This window comes from Staphylococcus microti (assembly GCF_000934465.1).
GTDB lineage: Bacteria > Bacillota > Bacilli > Staphylococcales > Staphylococcaceae > Staphylococcus > Staphylococcus microti.
Map to the genome: position 1 here is coordinate 42,668 of NZ_JXWY01000005.1, position 18,259 is coordinate 60,926.

The 18,259-nt window shown below is 37.2% G+C and carries 15 protein-coding genes and 1 pseudogene; 6 read left to right on the plus strand and 10 right to left on the minus strand.

The window, feature by feature from the left end; genetic code table 11:
- Positions 1 to 32 precede the first annotated feature (32 nt).
- On the minus strand, positions 33 to 917 hold the full coding sequence (locus TP70_RS00990; protein WP_044358689.1) for an EMYY motif lipoprotein: 885 nt from the start codon (positions 915 to 917) through the stop codon (positions 33 to 35).
- 117 nt (positions 918 to 1,034) lie between these two features.
- Here TP70_RS00990 and TP70_RS00995 point away from each other — a divergent pair, with 117 nt between their 5' ends.
- The 3 genes from TP70_RS00995 to TP70_RS01005 all read left to right on the plus strand — a co-directional run bounded on the left by TP70_RS00995 (position 1,035) and on the right by TP70_RS01005 (position 2,906).
- Positions 1,035 to 1,550, plus strand: coding sequence for a GrpB family protein (locus TP70_RS00995; RefSeq protein WP_044358690.1), 516 nt, complete (start codon positions 1,035 to 1,037; stop codon positions 1,548 to 1,550).
- Positions 1,551 to 1,641: 91 nt separating this feature from the next.
- Positions 1,642 to 2,580, plus strand: a complete 939-nt coding sequence (gene murB, locus TP70_RS01000; RefSeq protein ID WP_411914103.1) for a UDP-N-acetylmuramate dehydrogenase — start codon at positions 1,642 to 1,644, stop codon at positions 2,578 to 2,580.
- Between the two features lie 2 nt (positions 2,581 to 2,582).
- A complete protein-coding gene (locus tag TP70_RS01005) occupies positions 2,583 to 2,906 on the plus strand; it encodes a CHY zinc finger protein (RefSeq protein WP_044358692.1) in 324 nt (107 codons plus the stop codon).
- Positions 2,907 to 2,965: 59 nt separating this feature from the next.
- Here the strand turns inward: TP70_RS01005 and nrdF are convergent, their stop codons facing one another.
- The 3 genes from nrdF to nrdI all read right to left on the minus strand — a co-directional run bounded on the left by nrdF (position 2,966) and on the right by nrdI (position 6,700).
- Positions 2,966 to 3,928, minus strand: coding sequence for a class 1b ribonucleoside-diphosphate reductase subunit beta (gene nrdF, locus TP70_RS01010; RefSeq protein WP_044358752.1), 963 nt, complete (start codon positions 3,926 to 3,928; stop codon positions 2,966 to 2,968).
- A gap of 305 nt (positions 3,929 to 4,233) precedes the next feature.
- Positions 4,234 to 6,339: a class 1b ribonucleoside-diphosphate reductase subunit alpha gene (nrdE, locus tag TP70_RS01015; RefSeq protein WP_044358693.1), complete on the minus strand. Its 2,106-nt coding sequence runs from the start codon at positions 6,337 to 6,339 to the stop codon at positions 4,234 to 4,236.
- Complete coding sequence (gene nrdI / locus TP70_RS01020) at positions 6,302 to 6,700, minus strand: class Ib ribonucleoside-diphosphate reductase assembly flavoprotein NrdI (RefSeq protein WP_044358754.1); 399 nt, start codon at positions 6,698 to 6,700, stop codon at positions 6,302 to 6,304. The genes nrdE and nrdI overlap by 38 nt, the downstream gene beginning before the upstream one ends.
- 721 nt (positions 6,701 to 7,421) lie before the next feature.
- Between nrdI and TP70_RS01025 the strand changes: the two genes are divergently transcribed.
- Positions 7,422 to 8,306, plus strand: coding sequence for a DMT family transporter (locus TP70_RS01025; RefSeq protein ID WP_044358694.1), 885 nt, complete (start codon positions 7,422 to 7,424; stop codon positions 8,304 to 8,306).
- A gap of 21 nt (positions 8,307 to 8,327) precedes the next feature.
- Positions 8,328 to 8,828 carry a preQ(1) synthase gene (queF, locus tag TP70_RS01030; RefSeq protein ID WP_044358695.1) on the plus strand — a complete coding sequence of 167 codons (501 nt, stop codon included), beginning with the start codon at positions 8,328 to 8,330 and terminating at the stop codon, positions 8,826 to 8,828.
- Positions 8,829 to 9,092: 264 nt separating this feature from the next.
- Here queF and TP70_RS11895 read toward each other — a convergent pair.
- A pseudogene (locus TP70_RS11895) lies at positions 9,093 to 9,179 on the minus strand (transposase); the annotation flags it as partial.
- 231 nt (positions 9,180 to 9,410) lie between these two features.
- On the opposite strand from TP70_RS11895, the gene TP70_RS01035 reads away from it, so the two are divergent.
- Positions 9,411 to 10,922, plus strand: a complete 1,512-nt coding sequence (locus TP70_RS01035; protein WP_044358696.1) for a peptide MFS transporter — start codon at positions 9,411 to 9,413, stop codon at positions 10,920 to 10,922.
- Positions 10,923 to 10,986: 64 nt separating this feature from the next.
- Here the strand turns inward: TP70_RS01035 and TP70_RS01040 are convergent, their stop codons facing one another.
- The 5 genes from TP70_RS01040 to TP70_RS01060 all read right to left on the minus strand — a co-directional run bounded on the left by TP70_RS01040 (position 10,987) and on the right by TP70_RS01060 (position 18,233).
- Entirely contained in the window at positions 10,987 to 11,514 is a 528-nt protein-coding gene (locus tag TP70_RS01040) for a 5' nucleotidase, NT5C type (RefSeq protein ID WP_044358697.1), read from the minus strand.
- 72 nt (positions 11,515 to 11,586) lie between these two features.
- On the minus strand, positions 11,587 to 12,636 hold the full coding sequence (hisC, locus tag TP70_RS01045; protein ID WP_044358698.1) for a histidinol-phosphate transaminase: 1,050 nt from the start codon (positions 12,634 to 12,636) through the stop codon (positions 11,587 to 11,589).
- 128 nt (positions 12,637 to 12,764) lie between these two features.
- Positions 12,765 to 14,279: an ABC transporter permease/substrate-binding protein gene (locus TP70_RS01050; protein ID WP_044358699.1), complete on the minus strand. Its 1,515-nt coding sequence runs from the start codon at positions 14,277 to 14,279 to the stop codon at positions 12,765 to 12,767.
- Positions 14,276 to 15,235 (minus strand): ABC transporter ATP-binding protein, encoded by a 960-nt coding sequence (locus TP70_RS01055; protein ID WP_044358700.1) that lies wholly within the window; start codon positions 15,233 to 15,235, stop codon positions 14,276 to 14,278. Before TP70_RS01055 ends, TP70_RS01050 begins: the two co-directional genes overlap by 4 nt.
- A gap of 241 nt (positions 15,236 to 15,476) precedes the next feature.
- Positions 15,477 to 18,233 (minus strand): bifunctional glycosyltransferase/CDP-glycerol:glycerophosphate glycerophosphotransferase, encoded by a 2,757-nt coding sequence (locus tag TP70_RS01060; RefSeq protein ID WP_044358701.1) that lies wholly within the window; start codon positions 18,231 to 18,233, stop codon positions 15,477 to 15,479.
- Positions 18,234 to 18,259 lie beyond the last annotated feature (26 nt).

Sequence of the window (18,259 nt, forward strand, 5' to 3'; positions counted from 1 at the left end):
ATTTATACCCTAACCATACCTTATCCAATCATTTATAGTGCATCATATTGCTTCTGGTACGGTTCATTGTAGTGTGCCAACTGTTCAGAAGAAGTTACCAACGTATTTGCATCTATTTTTGCCAACGCTTCACTATATTCAATCGTTTTAACACGTTCCTTGTAATAGCGTTCAAGATCATAGTACATCTCAATTGCACTTTGTCTTGCTTGACTGACAGAGTGATTATGTAGCTGCTTCTGATTTAGTGCTTGCGTCTGTTGTTGAATAAGCGGAATCGTTTTTGTATTGTAGACATCTGCTTCTTTTCCGTCATCGTTATGCGTTGCTGCTTCTTCTGCACTTGCCTTAATCTGCGCATTACAAGATTCTAACATATCTTGTAGAATAGCACCTTCTTCTACACCTTCTGCAGTTGATTGCGCCTGCGTCATATAGGTTTCAACTTGTACACGATGTGACTCAAAAGCTTGTGTGTTATTTAAAATCTTTTCGTTCGACTCAATTGATGCGATATATTGTGCCACAAAGTCTTCAAGGCGTTGTATCTCTTGTTCTTTACCCTGCATGCCTTTTAAGTATGCGTCTTTGACTGATTTCAATTGTGCGTTAGACGCTGGCAGTTGCTTCACCGCTTTATTGTACGCTTGAAATTTAGGTTTTAACTGCTTTTTAATTTCTGTATTAAGCTGTTTAAATACTTTTTTACTTTCGTCTGTCGTATCCCCTTGTCCTAAATCTTTCAATTTGTATAATGCCATGTTATCTAATGTTTGGTTAAATGCTTTCTCTTTATCAGCAACACGCGACAACTGTGCATCAAAAGCTGCTTTATCACGTTGTGTCTGTCCACCACATGCTGAAAGTACAAATATCACGATCATACAAAATGTTAAAAGCCTCTTTATTTTTTTCATGATAGCCCCCTTAACACCTCGTATTATACCGAAACATATTTAACTTGAAAATAATATATGTTATAGTAATGCAGAATTATAGAGCTGTCGGAACTGAATCTTTAAGGAGGACACCGCATGTACCCACATGTTCAACCTTTCGTCACTGATGCGGCGAAAGAAGATTACGCACAACAATATGCGCATTACCAATCGTTGTTATTCGATCTTTTAGACTCGCCTGTTAAATCAACGCAACATATCGGTGGAACACAGCACTTCCATTATCCAACTGAACCAATTCTTGATATTTTAGTCGGTGTTGATAACTTGCATGATATTACCTCACTTGATGAAAAACGCTTGAATTATGCAGGATTTTATCGTTTGCATCATACATACAATAAAAAAGTGATGATGGCACGTTTCAACAACTTATCGGAATTAAAACAACACGTGCGCCTACATATTTTACAGCGAAACACCGCATTGTTTGAACACTATATTGCGATAGACCAGCTATTAAACGAGTCTTCACAGGCGATTGATTTCTTCGCTAAAGAAAAACAAGCATTGCTGACAAACAGTCGTACAATTCGAAACTACGAAACAGGCAAGCAACAACTTTTTACACAACTCGGCAAATTATTATAAATGCCTTTTACTTTTATAGGTTGATACATGACTTTCAACCCGTTAAACAGGTAAAATAAAGATAATGATAATAGAAAGGATGTTACAAAGGATGAATATGAACATCTTGCAAGACCTTGAACAAATCGTTCCAAAAGACATTATTAAAGTGAATGAACCACTCAAAAAATATACGTATACGGAAACGGGTGGTATTGCAGATTTTTACATTTCACCTAAACGCTACGAAGATGTTCAACACGTTGTGAAATACGCTTATGCGCATCACATCCCTGTCACATATTTAGGGAATGGCTCTAACATTATTATTCGTGATGGTGGTATTCGTGGCATTGTATTGAGCTTATTAAAACTCAATCATATCGAAGCTTCTGATGCGACAATTATTGCAGGGAGTGGTGCCGCAATTATCGATGTTTCACGTAAAGCACGTGACTTGTCGTTAACAGGCCTTGAATTTGCATGCGGTATCCCTGGATCTGTCGGTGGTGCTGTTTATATGAATGCAGGTGCATACGGTGGCGAAATTAAAGACGTTATTGATTATGCACGCGTGATTGATGAACAAGGCAATATGTTACAACTCACGCATAACGAGTTAGAATTAGATTATCGTAATAGCATCATTCAAAGTGCACATTACGTCGTGCTTGAGGCAGCATTTACACTGACACCTGGTAAACAAGAAGCGATCCAAGAAGTGATGGATGATTTAACAGAACGCCGTGAGTCTAAACAACCCCTTGAATATCCGTCATGTGGCAGTGTTTTCCGTCGCCCACCTGGGCACTTTGCAGGTAAATTGATTCAAGATGCTGAATTACAAGGACATCGTGTCGGTGGTGTTGAAGTTTCTAAAAAACATGCAGGTTTCATGGTCAATATCGACAATGGGACAGCAACAGACTACGAGAATCTCATCAAACACGTTCAACACGTCGTGAAAGAAAAGTTTGATGTGATGTTAGAACGAGAAGTACGCATTATTGGCGAACCTTTAGATGACAATACTTCAGCAAAGGATGCCTAACGATGGTGCACGTATATGGTACCACCGTTGATAATGAAACACGTTGCACACACTATCATACAGACTTAGATATTATCGCAATTAAGTTTAAATGTTGCGATAAATACTACCCGTGTATTCATTGTCATAATGAAGCGGAAACACATTCAGCTGAACAATGGCCAGCGCATACTTTTACAAATACAAAAGCGGTATTATGTGGCGTTTGTCGATATGAAATGACGATTCAAACGTATATGCAGGCAACACATTGTCCACAATGTCAATCACAATTTAATAGTAGATGTCGCCTCCACTATCCTTACTACTTTGAAGTCGACCAATAACGAAAGAAGCGGTACGTACATATTTCCATATGCGCGTACCGCTTCTTTATTGGTATGATTTAAAATAAAAAGTCTTCATCACGTAAAGCTTCAACGTTTAATGCAAGCGTATAGCCGTCACCTTTCACTGAGAAGAAGTCATGGTTTTTCGTTGTTGTATCCAATGCATTTTCAATAATTGGATTGAATCCACGCTCTTCAAAGTACGGTTCAAAACCTAAGTTAGATAATGCTTTATTTCCGTTATAACGGACATAGTTTAACACATCTTCTGCTAAGCCAATCGGTTCATACAAACTACGTGTATACGATTCTTCATTGGCGTATAGCTCTTCTAACAACTTGTACATTTCACGATCCGCACGTTGCTTTTCACTCTCTGACAATTCATTGCGCAAGCTTTGTGCGTCGAGTCCTGTAAACACACCGTGAATCGACTCATCAAGTAAAATCTTACGGATAATTTCACCCGATGTTGTCATGCGTCCTTGTCCCGCTAAATATAACGGGTAGTAGAAACCAGAGTAGAATAAAAACGTCTCTAAGAACACACTTGAAACACGTGCCATATATTGATCGTAAATAGACGCTTCTGGCTTCCATAATTTATGATAGTTACCAACAATTTTTTCAGATTTGAACTTCAAATGTGGCTCTTCTAACACCCATTTGTCTAGCAGTTCATTCGTCTCTTTTGATGGTAATAACGTCGTGAAAATATGCGAATAACTTTTCGCATGAATTTGTTCCATCATCCCCATAAAAGAATAAACCGCTTTTTTACGCAAATCTTTCGTGTGCATCATAATTAATGGCATACCGTCATCTGCTTGGTGTGTATCTAGACCTGTTAAACCCGCCAATGCCTTTTTAAATGCATCTTGTTCTGCTTCTGTTAATGTCTTCCAGCTCGCAATATCTTTTGAAACTTTAAATTCCGTTTCCACCCACATCTGTGAAATGTTTTGACGCCAAAACATATTCGTCATGTCTTCTTGTGTATTCCAATTTACAGCAATCATTGACATAAAAAATCTCCTATCTATCGTTTTTCCAACACGCTTGTTATAAAAAGTAAAGCTGAGCTTATGCCCACGCTCACTTTCTACTTCAGCAATATTGATAAAAATGTAAAAGTTTTTGGTTGCTTTTGACTTCTATCAACTATCGCGTTTCAGCTATTTCTTTTTAATATGAGGGCTGTTGAGCACCCTATTGTTATCAACGTGTTATTGGTTGAGACATCATCTCTCGCTCTTGTCCCAACCGCAACGTCGTTTATGCTATGTCTCAATCGCTTCGTATCGTGTTGCTTTATGTTGCAGCCTTAAATCGCACAACTTGTACATTCTTCAACACTTAATAACTTGTTACGTGTGTAATACAATGACTTAAGGCCTTTATGGTGCGCATAAACATATAAGCGAGCCAATTCACGTGTTGAAATATCCGAGTTGACATATAAAATCGTCGAAATACCTTGGTCAATATGTGTCTGGATTGTCGCAATCAAATCAATTAACTTCATTTGATCTGTATTGAACGCTGACTTGTAATACCACATTGTTTGTGGTGATAGGAACGGCATTGGGTAGAACGTCTCAGCGTTACCGTACGTACGGCGCTCGATTTGATCGACAATCGGCATGACAGAGCTTGTTGCATTTTGCACGTATGAAATACTTTGTGTTGGTGCAATCGCTAAACGATACGCATGATAAAGACCATACTGCTTAACGTCTGCCTCCAATGCACGCCAATCTTCTTGTGTCGGAATATGATGTGGCGCAAACAATGCTTTTACTTTGTCGTATTCTGGTAAGAAATCTTCTGTTGTATAACGTTCAAAGTAACGACCGCTCGCATAATCTGATAACTCAAAGCCTTTAAATGCTTCGCCACGTTCTTTCGCAATTTGCATTGAACGCTCGATTGAATAGTAGTTCATCATCATAAAGAACACATTCGCAAAGTCTTTCGCTTCTTCAGACTCATAGTTAATTTGATTTTTCGCTAAGTAGCCGTGTAAGTTCATCACACCCAGACCAACTGAATGTAACTCGCTATTGGCTTTACGAACACCTGGTGCGTTTTGAATATTCGCTTCATCACTAACAACTGTTAAAGCGTCCATACCTGTATGCACAGAATCTCTGAACTTGTCAGATTCCATTACATTCACAATGTTCAATGAACCTAAGTTACATGAAATGTCACGTTTGATTTCATCTTCAATACCGTAGTCGTTAATAACAGACGTTTCTTGAAGTTGGAAAATCTCCGTACATAAGTTACTCATTTTAATTTGACCGATATTGCTATTCGCATGTACACGGTTCGCATTATCTTTGAACATCAAATACGGATAACCCGATTGTAATTGCGTTTGTGCAATCATATTGAGCATTTCACGCGCATCTTTACGTTTTTTCATAATGTTCGGGTTCTCAACAAGACGATCGTAATATTCTTCAATGTTAATATCGTCCAACGTCACACCATACTCTTGTTCTACAGTATGTGGCGCGAACATGTAGAAGTCTTTACCTTCCTTCGCTAAATCGAAAAACTTAGACGGTACAATCAAACCTGTTGAAATCGTTGATAGACGCAAATCTTCATCTGCATTTACTTTTTTCGTATCTAAAAATTCTTCCACATCGTAATGGAAAATATTTAAATATACCGCACCCGCACCCGGACGTTGACCGAGTTGGTCTGCGTAACTAAAACCACCTTCAAGTGCTTTTGCAACAGGTAGCACACCTTTTGCAACACCTTTAATCCCTTTAATCGCTTCGCCACGTGCACGTAGTTTAGAAAGGTTGATCGCAACACCGCCACCAATTTTACTTAATTGTTTCGCCGTAGAATCAATAAAGTTGATAGAATTCAAGCTGTCATCAACTTCTAGTAGGAAACATGACACTAATTCGCCACGTCTCGCACGACCTGCATTTAAAAATGTCGGCGTCGCTGGTTGGTAACGTTGATCAATCATCGCTTGAATAAAGCGTTTTGCCAACGCAACGTCCCCTTTCGCTAAATAGAGTGATACGATGACAACGTGTTGATGGTAGTTCTCAAGATATTGTGATTTATCATTTGTCTTAAGGGCATAGTCTTTGTAAAACTTACTTGCTGACATATAGCTCGCAAAATGAAATGGCAATGTGTTCGCAAAGTCAATAATCTCTGTTAACTGTGCCTCTGTATAATCATTGAATACATTATAGTAAAACTGATTGGCTACTAAAAAGTGAAGGCGGGCAAGTTCATTATCGAAATGGACTGTTTTGTCTTGAATCTCCTCCAAATAGACATTCAATGCTTCTTGGTCCTTCTCTAAATTAAAAAAGCCACTCTCGTTACGCTTCGTTACTTCATTATTTAACTCAATATGATTGTAGTGCTTCTCTTCCATAGCTTTCATCAAAATTAACCACCTTCTCTTTAAACTCCAAAGTATCTTTCAAAGTGCCGTGCAATTCAAACTTCATGAGTAACGGAACGTCGTATGTTTGAGAAATCGTCACGCCTGCTTTCGCAAAGTTATTACCCCAATTGCGATTACCACTTGCTGCCACACCTTTCAAATTAGCATGATTGACTGCCAAAAAGTGTTCAACGGGTGCAGGGACTTCTCCAAAACCAATCGTTCCAGTCACTAAAATAAATGGTTCTGTCATTGTCTCAGAGGCATTTGCTTCTGTAATCTCATATATATCTGTCAGTTCTGTTCGCTTAAGAAATCGTCTAACATTGCCTGTCAAAGAATAATAAACAATTTTCATCATAAATGACCGCCTTTCCCACGCCATCTCCTAACAGTGCGTTATGACTTGGACCTTTCGTACGCTATTGGAATCACTCTAGAGATTTTCAATCGTACATGGCTCGTATTGCCTATAATGATATAAATGTATGTCCATGTCATAATCAGCCGATCCCTTAAATATACGACTCAAAAACACGAACATACATTTCTATTTTACGCAATTACTTCAAGCCAATAAGCGCTGACATGTTTTGTATCAATGTCGAACGCATACCGAACGTTTATGTAACACATCATGTGCACATAAAAAAATCTCATATGTATACATGCGTACCATATCGTACATATCATATTCAACCCATACAAAACACAATATATAGTATGTTTTCTATCTGTTAAACACTACATTCTGTGCTTCATTATACCTAAGATATTGTCCAAATAAAAGAGGAAAATATTGAAGTATTACATCTCAACAGAGCTAAAAGCAATGATATCAATATGTACAAGATTTGAGAAATTTATTTGAACAATTTTCGTGCTTTTTTGCTTGACTTTTTCAAACAGAATAAACAGAACGTGCGTTCGCATTTATTATACACCTTTCTACTTCAAAATCAATGTTCCTACTGTACCATCATCACAACGATAAAATCAAAAATTTGAAATGTAGCACATCCATTGCTTTTGTGCTACGATAGATACGTTGAAAATTTAGTTAATGTAGAGGCGATTGCATGAATTCTAAAATGAAAGGCATTATCGCTATTTTAATTTCTGCTATTGGTTTTAGCTTTATGGCAGTTTTTTTTCGTCTTGCTGGCGATTTACCTGTCTTCCAAAAATCTTTAGCACGAAACTTCGTGGCGATGTTTATCCCCTTGTTTTTCATCTTAAAATATAAACAACCCTTTTTTGGCAAGTTAAGCAGTCAACCTTTGTTGGTGACACGGTCAATGCTCGGCTTAACAGGTGTGCTACTCAACATCTATGCCATTGATCATATGGTATTAAGTGACGCTGACATTTTAATGAAGCTCAACCCATTTTGGACGATATTACTCAGCCTAATCATTTTAAAAGAGTATATTGAACGCTATCAATTGATTGCCATGGTCGTTGCGATTATCGGTATGTTTTTCGTCGTTCAACCCGAGTTTTCATCTGATGTAACACCTGCCGTCATGGGGCTACTGTCAGGCATCTTTGCCGCTGGCGCTTATACCGCGGTACGTGCGTTAAGTACACGAGAAGCACCTTACACGATTGTATTTTACTTTTCATTCTTCTCCGTTGTTGCACTTTTACCGTTCGTTGCGTTCACATATGAGCCTATGACAACGTTGCAAATAACGTATTTAATTTTTGCAGGGTTATCCGCAGCAGTCGGACAAATCGGTGTAACCGTCGCATATAGTTATGCACCTGCGAAGGATATTTCTATTTTTACGTATGCGTCAATTCTATTCACTGCACTTATCGGCTTTGTGCTCTTTGGTGAATCACCTGACTTCTATGCCATTATCGGCTACGTCATTATACTTACTGCGAGCTATTATATGTTCGAGGTGGCACGTCGTTCAGCCTCACCGAAACACCGCAAACAACAATCAAACACATAACTTAAAAAAGGAGGTCTTGTCATGTCTGAAGGACGTTCAAAAGAAGACTTACAAGATATTACATTACTTGGTAACCAAAATAACACTTATAACTTTGATTATCGCCCAGATGTTTTAGAGAGCTTTGATAATAAGCATCAAGGACGTGATTACTTTGTGAAATTTAACTGTCCAGAGTTCACATCGTTATGTCCTATTACGGGACAACCGGACTTTGCAACGATTTATATTTCATATATTCCTAATGTGAAGATGGTCGAATCAAAATCATTAAAGCTTTACTTGTTTAGTTTCCGTAACCACGGGGATTTCCATGAAGATTGCATGAATATTATTATGAACGATCTTATCGAATTGATGGATCCACATTATATTGAAGTTTGGGGTAAATTCACGCCACGTGGCGGCATCTCTATTGATCCATACACGAACTATGGACGCCCGAATAGTAAGTATGAAAAAATGGCGGAATATCGTATGATGAACCATGATCTCTATCCTGAAAACATTGATAACCGCTAAAAAGGCTGTCTATCTACTGTGATGGGGAGATAATTAAAAGTATCTAGTTTTATGATCATTTCATATATGTAGGAGAAATAGCTGGTTATGTCTAAGCGTACAATCTTGATGGGTTGTGCGCTTTTTTAGTACCATCGTTTCTTTCATAACTCTAAATACATGCCGTAACAGAATAGGTCGTTTCAGCTATTACTTAACGTTTAAGTAGCATAACACGTTAAGCTGTCCTATACAGGAGGTTGATACACCTTAAAAATCAACAATAAAATTATTAACATTTCGATAGCCATACGATATGCGTTTAATTAACTTGACTTTATTGTCGATTCCTTCAATACCACCATTATTGAAATGTGAGTTAATAAAAATAACACCGTATCATCATAAACAAATATCCTGCTCGTGTGGTATGTCATCACTTACGAGTGGGATATTTTGATAAGTCGTAATGCTTATTCAAAAAATAAGTCATTTGTATATAAATCGTCACAAATGACTATAATATTTTTCAGAATTTTCTTGTTTAAAATGATTATTAGGTATAAAATGGGAGTAATTCTCGCCAAAGGAAGGGGCAGTATTATGAGCAAACATTACACAAGAGAAGAAATCCTCAACAGTACACCTCGTACTGGATTCTTCGGGCATCCAAAAGGTCTAAGCACCCTGTTCTTTACAGAGTTTTGGGAGAGATTTAGTTACTATGGTATGAAGGCCATTTTAGCTTATTACATTTATTACTCTGTAGCAAAAGGTGGCTTTGGCATTGATCAAGGCGTCGCACTTCAAATCGTCTCTATGTATGGTGCGTTAATCTACATGAGTGGTGTGATTGGTGGTTGGATTGCCGACCGTCTGATCGGTACACGACACGCACTATTCTACGGTGGTATTTTAATTATGATTGGGCATATATTATTATCACTGCCGAACAACTTTATTCTTTTATTAGTCGCGTTATTCTTTTTAATTATCGGTACAGGATTACTTAAACCGAACATTTCATCAACAGTTGGTTTACTGTACGATAAAAATGACCCACGTATGGATTCAGCATTTACAATTTTCTACATGTCTATCAACCTTGGTAGCTTAATTTCACCACTTATTATCGGTTGGACACAAGTAAATGTTGGCTTCCACGCCGGATTCGCAATCGCAGCTGTTGGTATGTTCTTTGGTTTAGTTACATATTTTGCAACAAACAAGAAATACTTAGGTTTAGCAGGATTAGAAGTACCTGACCCATTATCAGCAGAAGAACGCTCTAAATTTATTAAGATCACATCTATTGTTATCGCAATTGTTGTCCTTGTTGTTATCGGGCTTTATTTCATTGGACAACTTACGATCGCAAACTTTGCAAACTTTGTAACACTCTTAGGTATTGGTTTACCATTATTTTATTTCATCAAAATGCTTACAAGTAAGAAAACAGCGGATCACGAACGTAAACGTGTTTATGCGTACATCCCGCTATTCATTGCATCTGTCGCATTCTGGATGATTCAAGAACAAGGTTCAACAGTATTGGCACAATTTGCTGATACAAAAACACAGTTAGACTTGGCAAAAGCAACAGGTGGTTTAATCGATTTCCATATTCCACCGGCTTGGTTCCAATCATTGAACCCACTGTTCATCGTTATCTTAGCACCTGTTTTCTCAATATTATGGGTCAAACTCGGTCGCTTTAATCCACCTACTGTTATGAAATTTGCTATCGGTGTATTACTTGCCGGTATTTCATATTTAATTATGGTTGTACCATTGTCAGGTGGCGCAGAGTTAATTAACCCATTCTGGTTAGTGGCAAGTTTCTTACTCGTTACATTAGGAGAACTTTGCTTATCACCAATCGGTTTGTCAACAACAACAAAATTGGCACCAGAAGCATTTACCGCTCAAATGATGAGTGTATGGTTCTTGTCTAACGCAATGGCACAAGGTATCAACGCGCAAATGGTAACAATCTATACAGCGATTAGTGCAAACCAATACTTCCTATATTCAGGTGGTATTGCCATTCTTATCGGTGTGTTATTAACGATTGCAACACCATTCCTTAAAAACTTAATGCAAGGTGTTAAATAACATCGATCAACAAAAACAGACACTTTCCTAGATGGACTAGAGAAAGTGCCTGTTTTTTTATACATTATTTTAGAAAATACGCTTCAACTTCACGCCAATCATTCAGACGTTCAAATTCTGTATTTCCGTGATTATGCGGTGCACTGAACATTAAAGACTTCCCTTTAAAAATGCGTAATTGTTTAGGATTATCATCTATTAAATAATCAGTCGCTGCAATGTTTTTACGCCCACAAAATACAAAGTGCTGTGGATCTAAAAACGGAAAATATTTACGTAACCATTCGTATTTGTCATGAAACGAAGATGGCACATCCATTGCTGCTGTAACAATATAAACATCATAGTGTTCTGTCAGCTTTTCAACAACTTCTTGTGCGTCTTTAATGACTGGCAAACGGCCAAAGAAGCCATCTGATGCTAAGATATCACGGATGACTGGTTTGTGTTCAGGCATAATATCGTATACCTTTTTACCAGTAATCTCTTCAATTGTGATACCAAGCTGCGTACGACGGTTAAACTCTTCTAAAATCGCCCCCATCGTATCAGCTAAAACTTCATCCATATCAATTCCGATTGATTCTCTCATGTTATCGCTCCTTGTGACTGTCCTTGACTTTATTATAGCAAATCGTTGATGTAACGTCTTTTCACACAGACTTTAAAATTGAGCGAGTACTTGGCGAATCACTTCATTTTGTTCTGGGAAACCGAACGTAATGCGGACGCCATTTGGAAAAGCACGTGCAATAATGCCGGCTTTCAACAATGCTTCATCTAACTCCGCAACGCGATCTGTTTCAACGAAGACAAAGTTTGTTTGCGTTGGATACAGTTTAAGCGATGTCTCTACATCTGCAAACTTGTCACGTTCCTGTTTGTTCACTGATACAGTTTGTTTCAAATAATCTTGATCTTGAAAAGCGGCTAATGCAGCTTGTTCAGATAAACGTGTTGTATTAAACGGTGGACGAATCACATTGAGTTGTTCCGCTAATGGTGTTGGTGCGATGATATAACCAATACGTAATCCTGCAAGACCGTATGCTTTTGAAAACGTACGTAACATCGCAATATTGTCATATTTTTTCATGAGTTCTAATGTATCCGGATAATCATCCGCTGTCACATACTCTACATATGCTTCATCAAATAAAATCGTGACGTTACTTGGGATTTTTTGAATAAATGCTTCAATCGCTTCTTCGTTATGATACGTACCAGTCGGATTATTTGGGTTACAAATCCAAACGAGTGCTGTGTCTTCATCAACTGCTTCAGCAATCGCATCTAAGTCATAAGCACCTTCTTGTAATGGCACTTGAACGATATTTGCATCTTCAACAACAGCGTTATGAAAGTATTGACCAAAAGTGCCTGCACTCGTTACAACCTTATCTCCTGAACGAATAACAGTACGTGAAATAATGACAATCATTTCGTCTAACCCCGCACCAAATACAACTTGTTCAGGGGCAACACCATAATGTTTGGCAATTGCTTCCTGTAATAATGGTGCATTCGGTTCAGGGTACAAAAATAAATCATCAACATGGGCTTTGATTGCTTCTTTTGCTTTCGGTGAAGGACCATAGACATTTTCATTGGAAGCAAGTTTATGTAATTCGCCGGTAATACCCAACTTTTTCTTCAATGCTTCTGGTGATAAGCCAGGTGTGTATGCACGTAACTGTGCGATTTGTGACTTCATAAATACGACCTCCATTTAATTCTGAAAATTTAAAATATGTTAATAATTATAACGATAGAATTTGAAAATAGCTAGTGTTGTAGTGAAAAAATGCAGCGGCGTCCAACGACTTCCGCTACATTCTCGTATTAATCAATAATATGATGTTTTTTCAAATAGTCTTTGGCAACATCATAAGGACGTTCGCCTTTTTCAGCAACACGATAATTCATATCTTGCATTTCTTCATCTGTAATTTGACCTTCTAATTGATTCAACGCTTTCTCAATCTCTGGATGTTTATCAAGGAATGCTTGTTTAAACAAAGGTGCCCCTTGATAAGGCGGGAAGACATGTTGATCATCTTCTAACACGACCATATCATATTGCTTTAACTCAGCATCAGTTGAATACGCATCAATTAAGTTAATTTCACCTTTTTCAACCGCTTGATAACGCAGCTTCGGTTCCATCGTTCTAACGTTACTAAAGTTCAAATCATACGTTGACTGCACTTTAGGATAGCCATCTTGACGGTCATTAAATTCAAGTGTAAATCCCGGTTTAATTTCATTCTCTACACGTTTTAAGTCACTGATTGTTTTTAAATCATGTGCTTCCGCGAACGATTTTTTCACCGCTAACGCATACGTGTTATTGTATTTCATCGGTTTGAGCAATGTCATATCAAACTTTGACTCTAAGCTTGAACGTGCTTGATTGTATACTTCGGTTTCTTCATTTGATTTTGGCGTTTCTTTCGTTAATTCACCTAACACTGTTCCTGTAAATTCTAAATAGCCATCAATTTCATCTGCTTTTAATGCATTGAAAAGGAATGTTGTTTTACCCATCCCATCTTTCACATCAACGGTATAATCAGTTTCTTCTTCAATAATAAGCTTGTACATATTCGTAATAATTGATGGTTCTGTTCCTAACTTACCAGCGAGTGTGATTTTATTATCTTTCTGTGCCAACATTGGTGCAAGTGTCACACTTAACATTACAACAAGCACTGCTACTAATGTTACAAGCATTCTACGATAAGAGACGCGACTCAAAATACGTAATAATATGTCAAAAAGAATCGCAAGGACTGCTGCTGGAATTGCCCCAATTAAAATTAGTGATGTATTATTGCGGTCAATACCGAGCAAAATCAAGTCCCCGAGTCCACCTGCACCAATCAATGCTGCAAGTGTGGCTGTCCCGATAATTAAAACCATCGCTGTACGAATACCTGCCATAATAACTGGCATAGCAAGCGGGAGTTCGACACGTAACAGTCGACGTGCTGGTTTCATGCCTATCCCTTTGGCCGCTTCAATTAATGAACCATCGACACCTACAATCCCCGTGTACGTATTGCGTAAGATAGGTAATAAAGCATAAATGACCAATGCGATTACAGCAGGTACTGTCCCAATGCCGAATAATGGAATCATCAACCCTAGCAATGCGAGTGATGGAATCGTTTGAAGGACTGCTGCAACGTTAATAATCGGTTCTGATAATTTTGGTGTTTTCGTCAATAAAATTCCTAATGGCACGCCAATTAACACCGCAATGAGAAGTGCAATAAACGACAGTTCAATATGTTCCAGTAACGCTTCTAGCAATTCTCCTTTACGTTCAGCAAGTGTTGAAAGAAATGTAGTCATCGCACATCACCTGCTTTGCTTTGTGATAAAAAGCGGAAAATATCTTCACGTGCTAAACGCCAACGTTGTGCATCTACTTCAACAATAACTGCTTCATGCGTAGCCAATTCACGATACACATCACTCACAGCATCTTCATGATGTACAATCGGTAAGTGCATACCCACGTCATCTGACACACGTTCTCCAGCTAATTCAACAATTTTCCCAAGTGAGAAGTGGTTGAGTACCACTCCTGTTAAATTACCGATAAATTCACGCACAAAATCATTTTTCGGATGTTTCACAAAATCATTTGGTGTTCCGATTTGTTCAACACGCCCTTGATTCAACAAGCAAATGCGGTCTCCTAATTTAAATGCTTCTTCAATATCGTGCGTTACAAATACAATTGTTTTATTTATTTTACTTTGTAATGCTATGAGATCATCTTGTAGCTTCTCTCTCGTAATAGGATCTAACGCACTAAATGGTTCGTCCATAAGAATAACGGGCGGATCTGCTGCGAGTGCACGAACAACCCCCACACGCTGCCGTTGACCACCTGACAATTCACTCGGCATACGGTCACGGAATTGTTGCGGTTCGAGACCTACCATTTCTAACAATTCATCAACGCGTGAATCAATCGTTTGTTTATCCCACTTTTTCATAAGCGGCACTTGCGCAATATTATCTCGAATTGACATATGTGGGAATAGCGCAATTTGTTGTAATACATAGCCCATATCCCAACGCATCTCATACACAGAGTAATCACTAATCGGTTGCCCTTTAAAATAAATATAGCCTTCAGACAAGTCAATCAAGCGATTAATCATCTTCATCGTCGTTGTCTTCCCCGAACCAGACGGCCCAATGAGAACAAAGAACTCCCCTTCTTTTATTTCTAAATTAACTTGGTCAACAACCGTTTTGTTGCCATATCGTTTGGATACATTTTCAAACTTTATCATAAACTCACTCTTTTTATATTTTTTAACAGCTTATACGTATCAAGTACCCTACATACACAACTATTATCATTATTTAAACACATTTTCTAAAAAAATTAATCTAATTTGATTGGGTAGTGCGTGATATAAAGTAAAAACACTGGTATGATACGAAGTCAGTTGGTTGGACTTGTAATATTACCAGTGTTTTATATTAGTTTTTTCAATTTACAAAAGGTGCTATCGACACGCACCTATCCTATTAAAGTTTTTCAATAAAGTCTAAAATTGTTTTGCTGTTATCGTCTTGGTAAGCGTACTCTAAATAATACGCTATATTTTTTAATACTGTGTCAGATACTGTAAATCCACGCTCAATATTATTTTTGATTTCTTGAACTGTTTCTTCAATCGTACTAACAGACTTACCAAGTTCGTTCTTTTCAAAATCCAAGTACCCTTTTTTGTAATGTTTTTTATAAAAATCATCTATATCAAATTGTGTGAACAATACAGGCTTTTTCATAAATAAAACATCGAAAAATACTGAAGAATAATCTGTAATTAGCATGTCACACTCAATCAACAAGTCTTGTACATTTTTTTCTTTTGGAACAATTTCAATTTTGTCTGATTGTGGTTGATCAAAATATTCAAGTAGATCCCTCATCTCATAGTGCGGGAAAAATTTCAACTTAATATTTTGTTCTTCAAGTGCTTGGATCATCTCTTTATTATTTATTAAATCATTATAGAAATGATAATAATCTGACGCTAGGAACTTAGTAGGGTCTAGTTTAAAATCCTCACCCTTTCTGTCATAAGAAAGAGGTGCTAACCCTTTACGCCAAGTTGGCATTAATAGTATTGTTCTTTCTTGACTCTGATCAAACTGAATAGCCTCATTAGAACGAATATTCTCTTTTAATCGCTGATATCTCGAAAATCCTGATGGAATCAGTTGATTATCGTTGTAATATGCATTGCGTTTAAGTAACGCTTCTTCTGATTTATTCGTAATCACGATGCCTTCAAATCCGATACGATAATTTGAAATAGCTTGCACTACATTATTATAAGTTACACCGTGTTGAAGAAAGACACGATTGTAGTGAATTAAATCTCCAAACAGGCGATAGAACTCTGGTTTGGAATAGGCTGATGGGCGCATATAGGAATCTGGATCATAAGAATTCACTAACGTATCCGCTGACAATAAATACAAAAAGTGTCTGATGGAGTCTTTTGGGATGACCTTACCATACTTTTGCGCTTCTTGATACGCTTCAGACTGCCCATCCGCTAAATAATAATAATTTTTCTTCTTGTTAGGTTGTGTATTTACATATTTAAAAAATGCCGCACTATTATCTTGGAATGTATCTGGTCGTTCAGCAACAAGTACAATGTTTTTCTTTTTTAATGCCCAATTTGTCGCATGATGCATAAGTCGCAACTTACCACCGACACGAAGTTTTGAATGATCCATAATTTTGTTCTTTTCATGAATCAGTTTTTCTTTCAATGATGCATTAGTAATCAATTTAACTGTACGGTTCGGTAGTACATCAAGTGATATTTGACGATCTACTTTCCCTTTAAATCGATGGAATAAACCGTGTGCTAACGTTGCGATATGTTTGCGTTCTTGTGTTGCCTCTTCAATAATACAAACGGCTATTTCAAAGCTATTTTGCGATTTATTAATAAGCGCTTTCGGAATGCTGACTTTTATGCCACAATTCGAATCTTCTTCTTGCTTCAAATAAGGTGAGTCTAGTTTGTTAAACTTTTGAATTGGGAATTCCATCGTCTTATCTTCTATATCCTTCAGCTGAAGTACTAATGGGTTTTGAAGACGATAATCAATAATTGCATTGTTTGAAAGTATTTCCCCAATTAACTCAATTTCATCATCACGTGCAATCAATCTTTCAATAGACGCATACAAATGAACTGAGTTAATTTCTGGTATTTCAAAATGTTTAGGTGACGTTAAAACACCATCACGAATAATGATTTGATTTACAATTAACTGCGGATTAACGAATAACGCTTCATCATTCGTAACTAATGCATAATAAATTGTTTTTATCACGCGATGATTACTAAGATTTTCCAGCAACTTATAACTGATATTTTGGTAAATCGGTTGAATTTGTTTAAAGATATTTGCTTTTGCCAAATCGTCAAACACAATCTCATCATTTAAAAAGATATTATTTAAATATCCATGAAATGTTTTATAGATGAATTTCTCAACCGCAAATTTAATCTGGTAAACTTTCTGACCTTCTACAAACGGTGTATAAAGTGATTTTATCAGTTCAATATAATCATAATAGTTCTTTTCTTTAGTAAACACTGAATCCATGATAGATGTCCCATTATCACGTTGTCTGTATAAATAAATGGTTTCATCCAATAGACCAATGCGTTTAGAATCTATCATTAATGGGATAATTGCGAAGGCATCTTCAAAATGACGCCCAACAGGGAATAATTCTGTTTTATCGCGCAAAATTTCTGTTTTGAATATTTTGTTGCATGCTGATGGGTTTCTTAACAGATCTTCTCCGCCAACTGTTAAGTCAATCACTACATTGCCATTGCCATAATATTTTTTCCACTCGTATTTAGGCGTTTCGGTAGGAAAAGTCACTAGATCTCCTACGACAATATCTAAATTATTTTCTTCAGCAAAATCATAAAGATGCTCACACGCCTGAGGGGTATACATATCGTCAGAGTCTAAAAACATCGTATACTTACTTTCTACGTACTGTAGACCATGATTGCGAGCAGAAGACAATCCACCGTTCTCCTTAAGATAATATGAAATATTGGAATACTTTTTGGCATAGTCTTTCGCAATATCTGTACTACCATCTTGACTGCCATCATCTATTAGTAAGATATCAAGATCTTGAAAAATAGTTTGAGCGATCAATGACTCAATAGCTTCTGCTAAATAATCTTCCACATTGTATATTGGCACTATAATAGATATTTTGCTCATTTGTTAAATCTCCTAACCTTTATGAT

Excerpts from the sequence above, each read along its gene's own strand:
- nrdE (WP_044358693.1), bottom strand. The coding sequence starts at position 6,339 with ATGAAAGCTATGGAAGAGAAGCACTACAATCATATTGAGTTAAATAAT.
- TP70_RS01025 (WP_044358694.1), top strand. The coding sequence starts at position 7,422 with ATGAATTCTAAAATGAAAGGCATTATCGCTATTTTAATTTCTGCTATT.
- TP70_RS01055 (WP_044358700.1), bottom strand. The coding sequence starts at position 15,235 with ATGATAAAGTTTGAAAATGTATCCAAACGATATGGCAACAAAACGGTT.
- TP70_RS00995 (WP_044358690.1), top strand. The coding sequence starts at position 1,035 with ATGTACCCACATGTTCAACCTTTCGTCACTGATGCGGCGAAAGAAGAT.
- TP70_RS01035 (WP_044358696.1), top strand. The coding sequence starts at position 9,411 with ATGAGCAAACATTACACAAGAGAAGAAATCCTCAACAGTACACCTCGT.
- TP70_RS01005 (WP_044358692.1), top strand. The coding sequence starts at position 2,583 with ATGGTGCACGTATATGGTACCACCGTTGATAATGAAACACGTTGCACA.
- hisC (WP_044358698.1), bottom strand. The coding sequence starts at position 12,636 with ATGAAGTCACAAATCGCACAGTTACGTGCATACACACCTGGCTTATCA.
- queF (WP_044358695.1), top strand. The coding sequence starts at position 8,328 with ATGTCTGAAGGACGTTCAAAAGAAGACTTACAAGATATTACATTACTT.
- murB (WP_411914103.1), top strand. The coding sequence starts at position 1,642 with ATGAATATGAACATCTTGCAAGACCTTGAACAAATCGTTCCAAAAGAC.
- nrdF (WP_044358752.1), bottom strand. The coding sequence starts at position 3,928 with ATGATTGCTGTAAATTGGAATACACAAGAAGACATGACGAATATGTTT.
- TP70_RS01040 (WP_044358697.1), bottom strand. The coding sequence starts at position 11,514 with ATGAGAGAATCAATCGGAATTGATATGGATGAAGTTTTAGCTGATACG.
- nrdI (WP_044358754.1), bottom strand. The coding sequence starts at position 6,700 with ATGAAAATTGTTTATTATTCTTTGACAGGCAATGTTAGACGATTTCTT.
- TP70_RS01050 (WP_044358699.1), bottom strand. The coding sequence starts at position 14,279 with ATGACTACATTTCTTTCAACACTTGCTGAACGTAAAGGAGAATTGCTA.
- TP70_RS00990 (WP_044358689.1), bottom strand. The coding sequence starts at position 917 with ATGAAAAAAATAAAGAGGCTTTTAACATTTTGTATGATCGTGATATTT.
- TP70_RS01060 (WP_044358701.1), bottom strand. The coding sequence starts at position 18,233 with ATGAGCAAAATATCTATTATAGTGCCAATATACAATGTGGAAGATTAT.